This window comes from Ammoniphilus resinae, from assembly GCF_017873965.1.
Taxonomy (GTDB): domain Bacteria; phylum Bacillota; class Bacilli; order Aneurinibacillales; family RAOX-1; genus Ammoniphilus_A; species Ammoniphilus_A resinae.
This window is the reverse complement of sequence record NZ_JAGGKT010000003.1, coordinates 102,943-118,361: the sequence shown is the minus strand read 5'-3', so window position 1 is coordinate 118,361 and position 15,419 is coordinate 102,943. Positions and strand designations below refer to the sequence as shown.

The 15,419-nt window shown below is 41.2% G+C and carries 13 protein-coding genes; all 13 read right to left on the bottom strand.

Features of this window, described 5'->3' with window-relative positions; all coding sequences use genetic code 11:
• Positions 1-35 precede the first annotated feature (35 nt).
• The 13 genes from J2Z37_RS07660 to J2Z37_RS07600 all read right to left on the bottom strand — a co-directional run bounded on the left by J2Z37_RS07660 (position 36) and on the right by J2Z37_RS07600 (position 15,168).
• Positions 36-752, bottom strand: coding sequence for a RecX family transcriptional regulator (locus tag J2Z37_RS07660; RefSeq protein WP_209809662.1), 717 nt, complete (start codon positions 750-752; stop codon positions 36-38).
• A 33-nt stretch (positions 753-785) separates the two neighbouring features.
• Positions 786-1,844, bottom strand: a complete 1,059-nt coding sequence (recA, locus tag J2Z37_RS07655; protein ID WP_209809661.1) for a recombinase RecA — start codon at positions 1,842-1,844, stop codon at positions 786-788.
• Positions 1,845-2,027: 183 nt separating this feature from the next.
• Positions 2,028-3,614: a DEAD/DEAH box helicase gene (locus tag J2Z37_RS07650; RefSeq protein ID WP_209809660.1), complete on the bottom strand. Its 1,587-nt coding sequence runs from the start codon at positions 3,612-3,614 to the stop codon at positions 2,028-2,030.
• A 35-nt stretch (positions 3,615-3,649) separates the two neighbouring features.
• A complete protein-coding gene (locus J2Z37_RS07645) occupies positions 3,650-4,894 on the bottom strand; it encodes a competence/damage-inducible protein A (protein ID WP_209809659.1) in 1,245 nt (414 codons plus the stop codon).
• A gap of 19 nt (positions 4,895-4,913) precedes the next feature.
• A complete protein-coding gene (gene pgsA / locus J2Z37_RS07640; RefSeq protein ID WP_209809658.1) occupies positions 4,914-5,486 on the bottom strand; it encodes a CDP-diacylglycerol--glycerol-3-phosphate 3-phosphatidyltransferase in 573 nt (190 codons plus the stop codon).
• Complete coding sequence (gene rimO, locus J2Z37_RS07635) at positions 5,487-6,830, bottom strand: 30S ribosomal protein S12 methylthiotransferase RimO (RefSeq protein WP_209809657.1); 1,344 nt, start codon at positions 6,828-6,830, stop codon at positions 5,487-5,489.
• A 112-nt stretch (positions 6,831-6,942) separates the two neighbouring features.
• Positions 6,943-7,797, bottom strand: coding sequence for a helix-turn-helix domain-containing protein (locus J2Z37_RS07630; protein WP_209809656.1), 855 nt, complete (start codon positions 7,795-7,797; stop codon positions 6,943-6,945).
• Between the two features lie 22 nt (positions 7,798-7,819).
• On the bottom strand, positions 7,820-8,593 hold the full coding sequence (locus tag J2Z37_RS07625; protein ID WP_209809655.1) for a DUF3388 domain-containing protein: 774 nt from the start codon (positions 8,591-8,593) through the stop codon (positions 7,820-7,822).
• A 304-nt stretch (positions 8,594-8,897) separates the two neighbouring features.
• Positions 8,898-9,146, bottom strand: a complete 249-nt coding sequence (locus J2Z37_RS07620) for a DUF3243 domain-containing protein (RefSeq protein WP_209809654.1) — start codon at positions 9,144-9,146, stop codon at positions 8,898-8,900.
• 112 nt (positions 9,147-9,258) lie between these two features.
• Positions 9,259-9,993 carry an elongation factor P 5-aminopentanone reductase gene (gene ymfI, locus J2Z37_RS07615; RefSeq protein ID WP_209809653.1) on the bottom strand — a complete coding sequence of 245 codons (735 nt, stop codon included), beginning with the start codon at positions 9,991-9,993 and terminating at the stop codon, positions 9,259-9,261.
• 101 nt (positions 9,994-10,094) lie between these two features.
• Positions 10,095-11,375: an EF-P 5-aminopentanol modification-associated protein YfmH gene (gene yfmH / locus J2Z37_RS07610; protein ID WP_209809652.1), complete on the bottom strand. Its 1,281-nt coding sequence runs from the start codon at positions 11,373-11,375 to the stop codon at positions 10,095-10,097.
• Positions 11,376-12,656: an EF-P 5-aminopentanol modification-associated protein YfmF gene (gene yfmF / locus J2Z37_RS07605; protein WP_342453796.1), complete on the bottom strand. Its 1,281-nt coding sequence runs from the start codon at positions 12,654-12,656 to the stop codon at positions 11,376-11,378.
• Positions 12,657-12,786: 130 nt separating this feature from the next.
• Positions 12,787-15,168, bottom strand: a complete 2,382-nt coding sequence (locus J2Z37_RS07600; RefSeq protein WP_209809650.1) for an FtsK/SpoIIIE family DNA translocase — start codon at positions 15,166-15,168, stop codon at positions 12,787-12,789.
• Between the last annotated feature and the right edge of the window lie 251 nt (positions 15,169-15,419).

Sequence of the window (15,419 nt, the reverse complement as noted above, 5' to 3'; positions counted from 1 at the left end):
GTTGTTTTTAACGAATTTTGCATGAAAATTGGAGATTAGAGGCCATATTCTTTCTTTATTTTACTAATTGCAGAGAGCGAATGATTAAGTGAAAATCCTTTGCGTTGCAGAAATGGAATGATCTTTTTCTTCATCTCCCACTCCGATTCAAAAGTATGACCGCGAAATTTTTTTTGAATTAGCTGTTCAATCATTGCTATCTCATCTTCCTGATTCAAAATTTGACTAAGTTTTTGCTCTACAATCCCTTCATCAATTCCTCTGCTTGTCAACTCCTGAAAAAGTAGATAACGCCCCCTTGGCCTCAAACGCATTCTTTCTTCAATCCATTGTTCTGCAAAAGCTTCATCATTAATATAGCCTTTATCAATTAATTTCTTGACAGTAGTATCCGACTGCGCTGTCTGAAAACCTTTTGCAATTATGTACTCAAACATCTCTTTTGCCGTCCTTGGACGATGACTCAAATAGCGTAAGGCATATTGTTCAGCCCGGTTCAATTCCTCCGCAGCGAGAATCTCTCGCATCTCCTCTGGATTCAATTCTTTGCCTTTTAGTAACTGATATTTCACTAAAATATCTTCGTGGACAGCAAAGGCATACTCACCATTGACGTATATGTTATATCTTTTTGTGTTGTTTTTTTGCACGGTTATGGATGTAATTTTACTTCCCTCTTCATGCTCTAGATCTGGCAAATCCTCTTCACCCCCATCAACCAATATAGAAATAGTCTTACTTTCTTTCCGCAAAGGAATAGATAGCAAGACTATTTCTCAAGGTATTTATTCAAAATCTAATTCAAATTCCTCTGATTCCTCATCTTCTTCTACTGCTTTGACAGGTACCGTTGTACTATTTAATAAGAAATGTTCGCGTATTTGCTTCTCGATTTCATCTGTAATGGCTGGATTTTCTTTAAGGAATTGTTTTGCATTTTCCCTTCCTTGCCCTAGTCGTTCTCCATTATAGGAATACCATGCGCCACTCTTTGAAACAATATCCACGTCCGAGCCGATATCGAGGATACTTCCTTCATGAGAAATTCCTTCCCCATACATGATATCTACTTCACTGCTCTTGAATGGTGGGGCCACTTTGTTTTTTACTACCTTAATCTTTGTACGATTTCCCACCATATCATTGCCTTGTTTAATCGTTTCTGCACGACGCACATCTAGACGTACGCTAGAGTAAAACTTCAAAGCCCGACCGCCGGGAGTGGTTTCGGGATTTCCAAACATAACTCCCACCTTTTCCCGAAGTTGATTGATAAAGATGGCGATCGTTTTTGATTTGTTGATAGCACCAGCCAATTTACGCAATGCCTGAGACATAAGGCGGGCCTGTAAACCCACATGGGAATCTCCCATTTCCCCTTCGATTTCCGCTTTAGGTACTAGTGCGGCAACTGAGTCAACAACAACAATATCGACTGCACCGCTACGGACAAGTGCCTCTGCGATCTCGAGTGCCTGCTCCCCTGTATCGGGCTGGGATAATAACAATTCATCTATGTTAACCCCTAGTTTGCTGGCATAGACTGGGTCAAGCGCATGCTCAGCATCTATAAATGCTGCCTGTCCGCCATTTTTCTGAACGGAAGCAATGGCATGTAAGGCAACGGTTGTTTTACCGCTTGATTCCGGACCATAGATTTCAATAATTCTTCCCTTTGGGTAACCTCCAATTCCAAGAGCGATATCCAAGGCAATTGAACCGCTGGAAACAACCGAAACAGTATTGGTTGCTGCCACTTCCCCCAACTTCATAATGGATCCTTTTCCAAACTGCTTTTCTATTTGACGCAATGCCGATTCTAAGGCCGCTTTTCGATCTGACAAATAAAATCCCCCTCCCATAATAGAAAGCCAGACTAGCTTTTCTCCTTAATGATACCTAATTTCAATCTGTTTGCCAACAAGAAAATACAAACGAATGTTCTTGCAGGAGAAATTTGGCTTTCGGACTGAAAAACATTTAAATTAAAAAGAACCACCCCAACGAGGCAGTCCTTTCCTCCATCACTATTCTCTTTTTCCACGCGGTTTAGCAGGTTCTACGTTCACCCTCGCTCCGAGTACTCGGGAATGGCGAAGGGCTTCGTAAACAAACGGAGCTGCATCTTCGGTAATTTCAAAGAAGGTAAATTTATCAAAGATATCGATCTTACCCACTGACTTTCCAGATATCCCGACAGTTTCCGAAATCTCTTTTACTAAATCCTGCGGTTTCATTTCAATGTTACGTCCCACGTTCATGAAGAAGCGGACCATTCCTTTAGAAGCGCCTGTATCGCCAAAATTATAAACTTCCTCTTCCTCAGTTTGAAAGGTGGAAGAGAAGGCTACATGCAGTGCTGCTGCTGCAATCCGTTCCAATGAATATTCCTGTTTCATATCATCCACTACAGATGAAAACAAAGATAGATCCACATCGTCCGAAGTTATAACGGAAATCACTTGTTCTTTCCACTGCATTTGTTGCTTTTCTGCTACTTCTGCTAAGGTTGGAACACTTCGAGGTTGAAGATTGGATTTAGTTACCTTTTCAATCGTTAAAAGCTGCCTCATTTCCCTTGGGGTCACTAGTGTCAAGGCAATTCCCTTACGTCCAGCACGCCCTGTACGACCAATGCGGTGAACATAGCTTTCTGGATCCTGCGGTATATCATAGTTTATAACATGGGTAATATTCCCAACATCAATCCCTCTAGCGGCCACATCTGTAGCAACTAACAGTTCAATACTCGAATCCCTAAAGCCTTTCATGACACGATCTCGCTGTGCCTGGCTCAAATCTCCATGAAGACCGTCAGCAAGATATCCACGTTCCTGAAGGGCATCAGCCAACTCATCGACTCCGCGCTTTGTCCGGCAAAACACGATCCCTAGTCCAACTTCCTCACTGTCAAGAATACGGCATAGGCTATCCAGCTTATTTCGTTCTAAAACTTTATAGTATACTTGATCAATCAATGGTGCAGTAACTTCTTTTCTATTTATCGCAACAGTTTGCGGGTTATTCATATAACGCCGGGAAAGATCTAAAATTTCATTCGGCATGGTGGCCGAGAAAAGCAGAGTTTGTCGCTCTTCAGGGGTATAGGAAAGAATTTCCTTAATATCATCGATAAAACCCATGTCGAGCATTTCGTCGGCTTCATCAAGAACAACCATCTTCACATCCTCAAGACGTAATGTTTTTCTGCGCAAATGGTCTAAGATCCGTCCTGGAGTTCCAATCACAACCTGAACACCCTGTTTAAGTGTCCGGATCTGGTGTCCTATCGATTGACCGCCATAGATCGGGAGGGTTCTGGTTCTTTTGTATTTGGAAATTTTCCTTAATTCTCCTGACACTTGTATCGCTAATTCACGTGTCGGGGTTAGGACAATGGCTTGTACCCTGCCTTCATTGCTCACCCGTTCAATTAAAGGAATCCCAAAAGCAGCTGTCTTCCCTGTACCTGTTTGGGCCTGGCCAATTACATCATGCCCTTCCAAGATGAGTGGAATAGCAGTTGCCTGGATTGGAGAGGGCTCTTCAAAGCCCATGTCATTTACAGCTCTTTGTAAGTTTCGATGCAAAGCAAAATCTGAAAAAGTTAACATCAAATTACCACCTTATTCAAATCAAGTTTTTTGCGTTAGTTTCTTTCATTCACAAGTTCTTTCAGCAGGTAATACATCCCGTATTTCGCGGCACGGAGCTGAATTCCCTCTCTAGTTCCTGATAACTTCAAGGAGTATACCTTTTCCCCAGTTGCTGTCGCAACACCAATGAATATCTGTCCAACCGGCTTTCCTTCCACCGTTCCAGGTCCAGCCACTCCAGTAACGGATAAAGCAATGTCAGCTGACATATTCGTTTTCGCTTGTACAGCCATCGCTGAAGCAACCTCTTCAGATACAGTTCCATACTTTTGGGTTAATGCGGGATCCACTCCCAAGGCCTGAACCTTGGCTTTTTCCGTATAGCTGACATACCCCCCGGCATAAACCTCAGATGATCCAGGAATATTCGTGATTAAATGACTGATCAAGCCTCCTGTGCAGCTTTCCGCTAACGACAAGGTTAATCCGTTTTCCTTAAGTTTCCCAACTAAGACACTATGTAAAGAATCCTGGTTATATCCATAGATAAACTCCCCAACCCTGCGCTCAATTTCTTTCTCAACCTCAGAAATCATTTCATCAGCTTTTTGAGTAGTATCTGTTTTTGCCGTAATTCGGATGGTCACCTCTGCTTCATTGGCGAGCGGTGCAATGGTCGGATTACTTTGCCCATCAATTAAATCGATCAATTTTTCTTCCAACAGGGATTCACCGATTCCATAGAAGCGGAGTACCTTTGAATGTACAACTTGGGAATCAGAGGAAAGGGAAAGCAAGTAAGGAAGTGCATAATTTTCAAACATCGGATTAAGTTCCTTAGGTGGGCCCGGGAATAATAAATAGCGGATTCCTGATGATTCAACAGCCATCCCCGGAGCCATACCATGATCATTAGGAAACACCGTACTCCCTTCAATGACCAAAGCCTGTTTACGATTATTCTCGGTCATTGGTGTTCCTCTGCGGGCAAAGAAAGCCAATATTTGCTCCATTGCCTCAGAATTTTCAACAAGCGTTTTCCCCATACAGCGAGCAATCGTTTCCTTTGTTAAATCATCCTTGGTAGGCCCTAGACCACCTGTAAAAATAATGATGTCTGAACGTTGCTGGGCTGTTTCTACCAACCCTGCCAATCTTGCTGCATTATCCCCAACGACCGAATGATAAAGAACGTCGATGCCCACTTCCGCAAGTTTCTTGGAAATAAATTGAGCATTGGTATTAGCAATTTGTCCTAAGAGCAATTCAGTACCCACAGCAATAATTTCAGCCTTCATATCCAGTGGCTCCCCTCGCCTAAAAGTTTATAACATGTTTATTCTTTGCGAAATAGTCATACCCAGAAAACAGTGTAATGATTACCGCTGCCCAAACAGCAAACGTTGAAAATGGAAGTCCAATAAAGTAAAAAGGGAAGTTATTTATCATCAGAGAACACACAGCAATAATTTGGATCACGGTTTTCAATTTCCCCCACTTACTGGCGGCAATGACCTGACCTTCAGCTACCGCCACCATCCGCAATCCTGTCACTGCAAATTCTCTGCTAATAATGAGAATGGCAACCCAAGCATCCAGGCGCTGCATTTCTACCAACGAAATAAGCACCGCTGAGATCAATAACTTATCAGCCAAAGGATCCAAGAATTTTCCCAGGTTTGTAATTAATTTTCTTTTCCTGGCAATATATCCATCTAAACCGTCCGTACTGGCAGCCAAAATAAATATAAGGGTAGCAATGATTTCACTATATGTAATTTTAAAGGTGCCAATGACAAGAACTCCAAAATCAAAGCGTACCAGTAGGAAAAGCATCACTACTGGTACGAGAAAAATGCGTGCCAAGGTAATCTTATTAGGCAGATTCACCTAGACAACCTCCCCCGAAAGATCATAATCGTATGAATGGGTAATTTTCACCTTTGCAATTTCGCCCAATTCGCCTTGATAGCCGGTAACAAAAACTTCACCATCAACCTCTAATGCGTCAAATTGAGTACGTCCGATATAGATATTATTTTTTCCATCATATCTTTCAATCAGGACATCAAGAGTTTGTCCGACAAACTGTCCGTTGCGTTCACCTGCAATCTCTCTTTGTACTTCCATCAAAATATTTGCGCGTCGTTCTTTGGTTTCCTGATCAATTTGGTCTTTTAAGCGATAAGCAGGTGTGTCTTCTTCCTGAGAATAGGTAAAGACACCTAACCGGTCAAATTTCATTTCCTTTACAAATTCTACAAGATTCCCAAAATCCTCTTCAGTTTCCCCAGGAAAACCTACAATAATAGATGTCCGAATAGCAACTTGCCCGATGCGATCACGAATCTTGGCTACCAATTCTCGTGTATCACGTTGACGTCCTGGCCTGCGCATTCTTTTCAAAACAGAGTCTTCACTATGTTGTAAGGGCATATCTATATAATTGCAAACCTTTGGATTTTTTGCAATCACATCAATCAACTCATCTGTGAAATATCCTGGATATGCATAATGAATTCGTATCCACTCAATCCCCTCTACCTTGGAGACCTCCGTCAACAATTGGGGCAAGCGGTGTTCACCATATAAATCCATTCCATAATTCGTAAGGTCCTGAGCAATAAGGCTAATTTCCTTAATCCCCTGTTGCGAGAGTTCCTCAGCTTCACGGACAACCGATTCAATCGTTCTTGATCGGAAGGCCCCCCTCAGCGTTGGGATAATACAAAACGTACAAGCATTGTCACAGCCTTCTGCAACTTTAATATACGCTGTAAACGTACCCTTTTCAATTTTTCGACGGGAAACATTTTCGTAGGAAAACGCGGGATTTCCAACCATTACGGCCTTCTCACCAATTAATGTTTTTTCAATAATATCGGTGATTTTATCGAAGTCACCCGTTCCAACAATCCCATCAATCTCTGGCATTTCTTCCATCAGTACTTCCTTGTATCGTTGTGTCAAGCAACCCGCTACAATTAACGATTTCAACTTGGAAGTCTTTTTTAAATCAGCCATATCAAGGATCATATTAACTGATTCTTCCTTGGCTGCGTCAATAAAACTACATGTATTCACAACAACTACTGTTGCTTCCTCTGGGTTTTCAACCACTTCATATCCACGTTTATCTACCAATTCTGACATAATGTCTGAATCCACTAGGTTTTTTTCGCACCCAAGGGTGACGATCGCCACCTTTTCCTTGGTGTTGGTATTCACTGTCATTTTTTTGCCTCACATTCTATATTTAAGCTCCGATTTATGCTTTTTCACCTTAACAAGTATAATATATGAAGAAATGGCTGTCAAAAAAATAGCCCTGGACTAATTCTCAGGGCTATTTCAAAACTACGGATATAATTTGTAATGCTCGCGGCATCTTCGAAGTATCTAAGGGTTGTCCATTCACTAGAATTTCTACATCTGGAGCACTTCCTAAACGAATGGTTACTTCCTTGGCCTCGGCAAGATTCCACTCTTTCGAATTCCCTTTAGACATGGTAAACGAATCAATTTGTTCGCCGTTCCCCCCCCCTTTTAGGACACTAAACCAACAAGCACTATTTGCGGAAATCTTTACAGTGAGGGAGGATACCCCGGTCATTTCATATTGATAAAGGTTTCCTTTCTGACTGATAAAATTTAATGTAGGTTTGGGCTGTTGTTCCTCTTTAGGCGGTTGATTAGGCGGGATCCCATTGCCTTGACCTGATTGATTTGGCTGATTTGGCGTAGACATATGATTATCTACAATAGGGGGATTGGCTGTATCCGTTGGCTGTCCTATTTCCGAATTAACGTCTGGGACTTCATCAAGCTTGGCCCAAGCTATGTAAATGACAAACAGGATGAGCACAGCAAATAAATACAGTAATACTCTGGACAGCCATCTTCCTGCTTGTACTGGGGGCTTAGCAGGACGGTGACGTCTTAAGGATTTTACTTGTTCTTCCACAAGCGGCCCTATTTCCGGCTGGATATGCTCTAAGATCGTATCCGGATCAATACCAACAACCTCAGCGTAGCTTTTTACGAAAGCCCTTGCGTAAAAATGTCCAGGCAGTGCGTCTAGATTTCCAGCTTCTATTGCTTCTAAATATCTACTTTGAATTTTCGTTTCTTGATGAATATCATCAATTGTAAGTCCTTTTTTTATTCGAGCTTGTTTTAGTGTTTCGCCTAATTCGGTCACTCTCCCACCTCCCATTTATATGTTAACTTAAATTAAAATCAGAAAATGTATCATTTACTGCCTCATAAGTAATTTCTTCTTCTGGGTGGTTGCGCAACTCAATAATATAATCGAAATCATCCAAGGAAAATTCTGTTTCACGAATAAAAATATCGGGATGTTCAATCACCTTGGTTGCCGGAAAACGCAAAACTTCACGCATTAACGCGTGATGTTTCTCTGTGGAACGCATGGTGGATACAATACCATCGATAAAATAAACATTGTCAGACACCATCTCATCGTTTGCCAGTTGATTTCGTACGGTTTGTCTTAAAAGCGTTGATGAAATAAAAATCCACCGCTTATTGGCTGAAACACTTGCCGCAACCATAGATTCCGTTTTCCCAACGCGAGGCATCCCTCTGACACCTACAAGTTGGTGCCCCTCATGTTTAAAGACTTCGGCCATAAAATCAACAAGAAGTCCAATTTCATCTCGTGTAAAACGAAATGTTTTTTTATCTTTCATATCTCGTTCAATATATCTTCCGTGACGAACAGCCAGCGTATCCATCATTGTAGGCGGACGGAGGGCCGTTATGGTTATATTCTCTACTTTCCTTAATATATTTCCCAGTAATTCAATCTTTTTTTCATCATCCGTTTGTAAAAGCATTCCTCTTCGCCAAACATCAACACCATTAATCGTAATGATATTAATGGAAAGCATTCCTAAAATAGAGGCAATGTCTCCCAAAAGCCCAGGTCGATTTTTATGAATTTCCCATTCTAGGTACCAATCACTCTTCTGCATGTGTGGATCCCTCTCGAATTAAAAATGATTCTTCTCCTTGGAAAGTATACCATATTTTACTCGCTAGGTAAGGAATTTTCCTAAAAAACTGTATAAGAAAAGCTTCTTATTGAAGTTCATTTGAAGAAGATGTATCCATCTTTAGAAGAAGCATTCCCCTTTTCGAGGACTACAATCCCTTCAAAATTTAAGTTCAGAAGGAGACGGATGCTGTCATGCCAGTAGAAATGTAAATTGGAGGAAGCTTACTCATTCCTATGCGGAATGGAAAAAAGCCTCCAATAATATGGAGGCAAAATCCTTACTAATGTTTTTGAACGTAATTGATCATGACTTCAGCAAGCGCTTTTTGCTGTTGGTCATCGGCAGAATCCCATAGTTCCTTTAATAAACGCTCTTCAACATTTTTTGGATCAACCTTATCTGAAAGGTAGTCACCAAGTTGTGATGCTACATTTGCCATCGTGCTTTTGTCCATTCCCATTTTTTCTGCTTGTCCAACGCGTTCAGCTAAAAAGGATTTCCATTCACCGAAGTTTTCTAATACTGACATTAGAATCCCTCCTTTAAATGTTTCAGAAGGTTCCCCTCCTGTACATATATAATATGACTTGTTTAAGATTCAATTATTCCCCGGGTTGAGGTCCAACTTTAGGGAAATCCCTTTAGGTATACCACCCGCCGTTGGGGCTTATGACTTGTCCAGTAATATACTTTGCATCTGGCTGCAATAGGTATGCAACAAGCGAAGCTATTTCTTCCGGTTCCCCAAGCCGTCCCATGGGAATTTCCGATGCAATGAGTTTAAGTTCTTCGTCATTAAATTGGTTGCGAAGTAACTTTCCTTCAATGGCCCCTGGCACCACTGCATTTACGGTAACTTGTGATGGCGCCAATTCCTTTGCTAATGCCTTGGTAAAAGAAAGAAGAGCCCCTTTGGTCATTGAATAAAGGACCTCACAAGATGCCCCTGTTACCCCCCAAATGGATGAAATGTTAATAATTCTCCCGTATTGCTGCCGAATCATATAAGGGGCACAACCTTGTGCTAAAAGAAAGGGTGCTCGTACATTGACCCGGTATAAACGCTCCAAATCGATGATTGGCGTTTCTGTAAACAGGCCATAATGAGTAATTCCAGCATTATTAATCAGGACATCGGGTTTCCGCGAAAGTGAAGAAATCAGTCCTCCGATTTCTTCTACAATTTCCAAATCAGCCTTTATGGGGACTGCAGCCGCTCCATATTCCCTACAGGCCTCTGCCAACTTCTGAATCTCAACTTCCCCCCGCCAATAGTGAAGATACAAATGATAACCCGCTTCTGCCAGCTTTAAACTAATGGCCGAACCGATTCCTCCGCTAGCGCCTGTCACTAATGCCCATTTTTCCTTTTCCATTCTAAAATTGCATTCCTCTCCGGTAAGTTTATCGGCAGAAAAAATAGGGATAGCTAATCCATCCCCATCCTCCTCCATTATTTCAGCTTTTCAAGACGTTACTATACAGGTTTAATCGTGGAAACACTTCTTTGCTCCATTTGGAAGTGATCCTTAAGCCGTTCGTTAACCTGTTCAACAGTGATGTTCTCAAGCGTAGGAACAATTTCAAACAAATCTGTGCCATTGAATTTATATTTTGTAAAGGAATTGGCGATAAACTCAATGGAATTGAGGGAACGTAAAAAAGCTCCGATTTTTTTCTTCTTACTTAACTCAAAATCCTTTTGACTAATGCCTGTTTGTTTTGCTTTTTCTAATCCTTCCGTAACCTGTTTCACTAATTCCTCCGGATTTGGTGTGTCGCCGCCAATCACAGAAAAAGCATATTGTGCTTCACAACTGTAATCCGTCCCGAAGGTATCATTGATTAGTCCTTGCTCATACAATTTTTGATAAAGATCTGAACTTGGACCAAGCAAAATATCGAGAACAAGCTGTGTAGTCAATTCCTGCTGGAGTAAATTCTTCCCTTGCAAACCAGCTTTTTTTTCTTTAAAACCAAACATTACCTTGGGCATTGCCACTGACATCTCACGAATTGAAACGGGATTGGCCACTTCCGCAGGTTCTTCTTCAAAAAAACGTTCAATTTCTGGTTGTAATCCATACTCCTTTTGTCCCTGATTCTCACGGACTAAACGAAAAATCTCTTCAGGCTTTACGGCCCCAACAACAAAGAGCAACATGTTACTCGGATGATAGAAGGTTTCATAGCAGGTATACAGTGTATCCTTAGTGATTTGCGAAATGGAATCAATCGTCCCTGCAATATCAATTTTCACCGGATGGTTATGATACATATTTTCAATTAAACCGAAGTAAACGCGCCAGTCTGCATTATCATCATACATCTTTATCTCCTGCCCAATGATCCCTTTCTCCTTCTCCACATTTTCTTCCGTAAAATATGGAGCCTGGACAAAGTTAAGCAGAATGGTTAAATTCTCCACCACATGCCCTGTGCTGGAAAACAAATAGGCTGTTCTTTCAAAGCTAGTGAACGCATTGGCTGAAGCCCCATTATTGGCAAATTCATTAAATACATCGCCATCTTCTTGTTCAAACATTTTATGCTCTAAAAAATGGGCAATTCCGTCTGGAACCTTGACAGGATCTTTTCCAGGTACTTGGAAATGGTTATCGATAGAACCATATTTTGTTGTAAATGTCGCATAGGATTTACTGAATCCATGTTTTGGTAGCACATAAACATCCAAACCATTTTCCATTTTCTCGTAATAAATGGTTTCATTTAGTTGATCATGACGTATTTGTTCCATTTATTTGCCCTCCTCGTCCCGTAAAAAGTAAATTGTATCCACTTCAATTTTTTGGGCGATCTTAACCACATCGGCAATGGTTGTTGATTTAATCTTTTCAATCATACCTTCCACTGTTTTCTTATTTCCAGTAAGCTGATTGTTATATGAAAAATCGATGATTGTTCGAGCATTGTCTTTTGTTTCTAATAATTGATTTACTAAAGTTGCCTTTGTTTGTGCCATTTCTTGATCTGAAATCGTGCCTTCCTTCATCATCTGTAATTGTTTTTTCATGATTTCTACGGCTTGCTCGAATTTGTCAATTTCAATTCCTGACATCATCATTAAAATTCCTTTATGACTCTCCAATCTGGAAACAGCATAATAGGCTAAGCTGGCCTTTTCCCGAACATTAACAAAAAGTTTGGAATGCGGAAACCCGCCTAAAATCCCATTATAGACTAATAAGGCTTCGTAATCGTCATCAACGAGTGTTGTATGAGTGCGACAACCAATATTCAATTTTCCTTGTCCGACCTTCAATTTCTCTACAATTAGATTTTCTTCGACGACCTTCTTTTGCGTTGGAGCAAAAGGAAGATCCCGAATTTGATTGCGTTTCACTCTGAAAAATTTTGCAATGCCATCTTTCACTTCTTGCGGAACAACATCCCCCACTACATAGATATCAATCGGATTCTCAGCAAGCAATTGTTGATAATAGCCATAAAGCTGTATTGGATCCACTGCGGCCAGTTCTTCTGCTTTTCCATATGAAAGAAGACGGTAAGGCTCTTCTTTGCACATTTCTTCTGTTACCCTTTGATTGGCATAGCGGATTTTATCATCGATGAGACCGGAGATTTTATTTTGCAGGACATCAGCTTCAGATCGAACATAGTTTTTGGAAAAACCATTGTCTTGAATGAGAGGATTCGTCATGATTTCTCCTAGAAACTCAATCCCTTTTAGCAGTAGTGGGCTCGTATCTGACAAATATTTTTCATTAGCAATTTCCAGCTGAAGCTGAATAATTTGTTTTTCTCCCTTTTTAATGACATCAGTATAGAAAACTGCACCAAATAAGCTGTCCAAGAATTGACGCAGCTCTTTCGTGGTAGGATACTTCGCACTTCCCCGCTTTAATATAAATGGAAGGAGCGCTGTAGGGGTAACTGTTTCTTCTTTTAACTGTTGCTCAATTTGGACGACAATCGTTGTTGTTTTGAATTTATCTGTGGGTAGAACATGCAGGTTCATTTGATCTATGGTAGCCGTTTCAAAAGCAGGTTGATTCAAAATTTTCCTCTCCTTTGTAGGGAAGTGTGTTATTTCCATTATAGTCCATTCTTTGTTTTTTTATGAGGGGCCATCCTCAAGGCCTTGGACAGAATCCGCTACTTAAAGGAATGGGTTCGCCCCTTATTTGCTAAGAAATATTGGATTCACTTTTTTTCACCAACACTTCACGTGGCTTACTTCCTTCAAAAGGCCCAACAATTTGATTTGCTTCCATCATATCGACTAGTCTTGCTGCTCTAGCATAACCTATCCGGAATTTTCTTTGCAGTAAGGAAGCGGATGCTGTTTGTGCTTCTATGACCAGTTTGACTGCATCATCATAAAGGTCATCCTCTGGCTTGGTTTCCACGTTTGGTTCCACTTCGGCGGGAATCATTTCTGTGTGGTAGTTTGCTGTTTGCTGTTCTTTTACAAAGTGTACAACAGTTTCAACTTCTGCTTCAGAAACAAATGCACCTTGAACTCGAACAGGTTTCGATGCCCCCATTGGAAGGTACAACATGTCCCCACGGCCCAGCAATTTTTCAGCTCCACCAGCATCAAGAATGGTACGGGAATCAACCGTGGAGGAAACTCCAAAGGCAATTCGCGATGGAATATTTGCTTTGATCACTCCAGTAATAACATCTACAGATGGACGCTGCGTGGCAATAATAAGATGAATGCCTGCCGCACGGGCCATTTGCGCTAACCTGCAAATCGCGTCCTCCACATCCCCTGCAGCAACCATCATCAAATCTGCAAGCTCGTCCACAATGACAACGATATAGGGAAGCGCACTGCCAGTACCACTTTGCAGTACCATTTGATTATAGAGATCGATATTTCTTGTACCGCTTTTGGCAAACAGTTCGTATCTTTTTTCCATCTCGACAACAACTTTTTTTAATGCCATAGATGCCCTTCTTGGATCCGTAACGACCGGTGCTAGGAGATGGGGGATTCCATTGTAGACATTTAATTCAACCATCTTCGGATCGATCATCATCAACTTTACCTCATGGGGCTTGGCCTTAAACAAAAGACTGGTGATAATCCCGTTTATACAAACACTCTTCCCGCTACCTGTGGCACCGGCTACTAATAGATGCGGCATCTTCGCCAAATTGGCAATAATGGGTTCACCAGAAATATCACGACCTAACCCTACTGTTAATTTCCCCTCACTATCTTGATAAGAGGATGTTTCTAATACCTCGCGAAGGCTAACCACAGCGACTTCGGAATTGGGGACTTCAATTCCTATTGCAGATTTCCCCGGAATCGGGGCTTCAATCCGGATATCTTTAGCTGCGAGCGCCAAGGCAATGTCATCTGCCAAATTGACAACCTTGCTCACCTTAACGCCAATTGCCGGCTGAACTTCATAGCGGGTAACAGCTGGCCCTCTATGTATTTGCATCACTCTAGCATTAACACCGAAGCTTTCCAACGTTTGTTCCAGCTTCTTTGCATTGGATTGCATATCCCTATATTCTTTCCCATGTTGCTTGGATTGCCGAGGCTTATCCAAAAGTGGAAGACTGGGAAGGGTATAATTAAGATCAGGTTCTTCCTGAATAACCCCAAGTTGATCGTCACTTTTACTAAAATCGATTTCTAGAACCTCAGCCGATTTTTGTGCTGATACTTGCTGTTTTTCATTTGCTAAATGGGCCTCCTCAAACCCTAAATCTAGTTCTTCTTGTTGATAAGCTACTTCTGAAAAATCGTGAATAATTGGTTCAGCAACATCATCTTTTTCTTCAGAGGAAACATGAGGAAATAGATCAATTGGTGAATCTATATTCTCCTCCTGTGATTTCTTCATCGGTTTTGATGATTCATTGCTCCCTTCCTTCTTTTCCAACATTAATTGAACGGCCTCTACACTCTTTTCATAAACCGTCGTCCACCCGGCAGTAAGTATTTGCTTCAATTTTGTTAGAAGGGTAACATAAGATAGCTGGAATAAAAGCATCGCACCAATTAAAAAGGAAAAGATGGCAATGATCAATGTACCTGTTCTAGCAAACAAATAATAGTTAATAGATAAACCAATTGCCCCAATCATTCCTCCACCTACATCTATGGTTGACGCCAGTCCGTTTTCCAGTTGTGCCTTTTCTTTAAGAATGGCGTCCCAGGTGACTCTTAAGATACTTTGATCTGTAAATTTCCCCTGTGCAGACAGTTGGTCAAATAGAGAAAGATGATTGAATAATAATATTGAAAAGAGGAAGACAAATAACCCTATCCACCTTGGTGTTAACAAATTCGGCCATTTTCTTTGAACCATGATTAACCCGGCGCAATACATTCCGATTAAAGGGATTATAAAATCCCATGTCCCTGCGATGACACGCAGAACCCAGGCAAAGGTTTCCCCAAACCAACCGTATCTTGACAAGGATATTAGTGAAACGGCCAGTAGGATTAATCCATAAAGTTCAAAAACGAGGTCATTTTTAAGAGAGAACTTTTTTCTTGTAGCTGATTGATAGGATTTTTTCGTTTTCTTTGCCGCCATAGGCACTCCCCCTTTTTGTCCTTTTAGGAAAGTTTAAGTTCACTAAAATTTAAAGTGTACCTAAACTTTCCGTGGGCATGAAAAGCTTCCGCTTAAGATGGACTCGACTACCTCTTCGAAATGGCTTCGATAGAAGCTTTTCTTAAAGTTAGAGGTAAGAAAAGTTTGATTGGAACCAAAACAGTATAAGGGCAGTTGGAAGACTGCCCTCTTTAGGTTAGTAATATAAACTTGCGAATTGTTCAGCCATC

Bases quoted from the DNA above. Each gene is read 5' to 3' on its own strand.
- J2Z37_RS07645 (WP_209809659.1), bottom strand. From the start codon at position 4,894: ATGAAGGCTGAAATTATTGCTGTGGGTACTGAATTGCTCTTAGGACAA.
- J2Z37_RS07620 (WP_209809654.1), bottom strand. From the start codon at position 9,146: ATGTCAGTATTAGAAAACTTCGGTGAATGGAAATCCTTTTTAGCTGAA.
- J2Z37_RS07600 (WP_209809650.1), bottom strand. From the start codon at position 15,168: ATGGCGGCAAAGAAAACGAAAAAATCCTATCAATCAGCTACAAGAAAA.
- ymfI (WP_209809653.1), bottom strand. From the start codon at position 9,993: ATGGAAAAGGAAAAATGGGCATTAGTGACAGGCGCTAGCGGAGGAATC.
- rimO (WP_209809657.1), bottom strand. From the start codon at position 6,830: ATGACAGTGAATACCAACACCAAGGAAAAGGTGGCGATCGTCACCCTT.
- yfmH (WP_209809652.1), bottom strand. From the start codon at position 11,375: ATGGAACAAATACGTCATGATCAACTAAATGAAACCATTTATTACGAG.
- J2Z37_RS07650 (WP_209809660.1), bottom strand. From the start codon at position 3,614: ATGTTAACTTTTTCAGATTTTGCTTTGCATCGAAACTTACAAAGAGCT.
- J2Z37_RS07625 (WP_209809655.1), bottom strand. From the start codon at position 8,593: ATGCAGAAGAGTGATTGGTACCTAGAATGGGAAATTCATAAAAATCGA.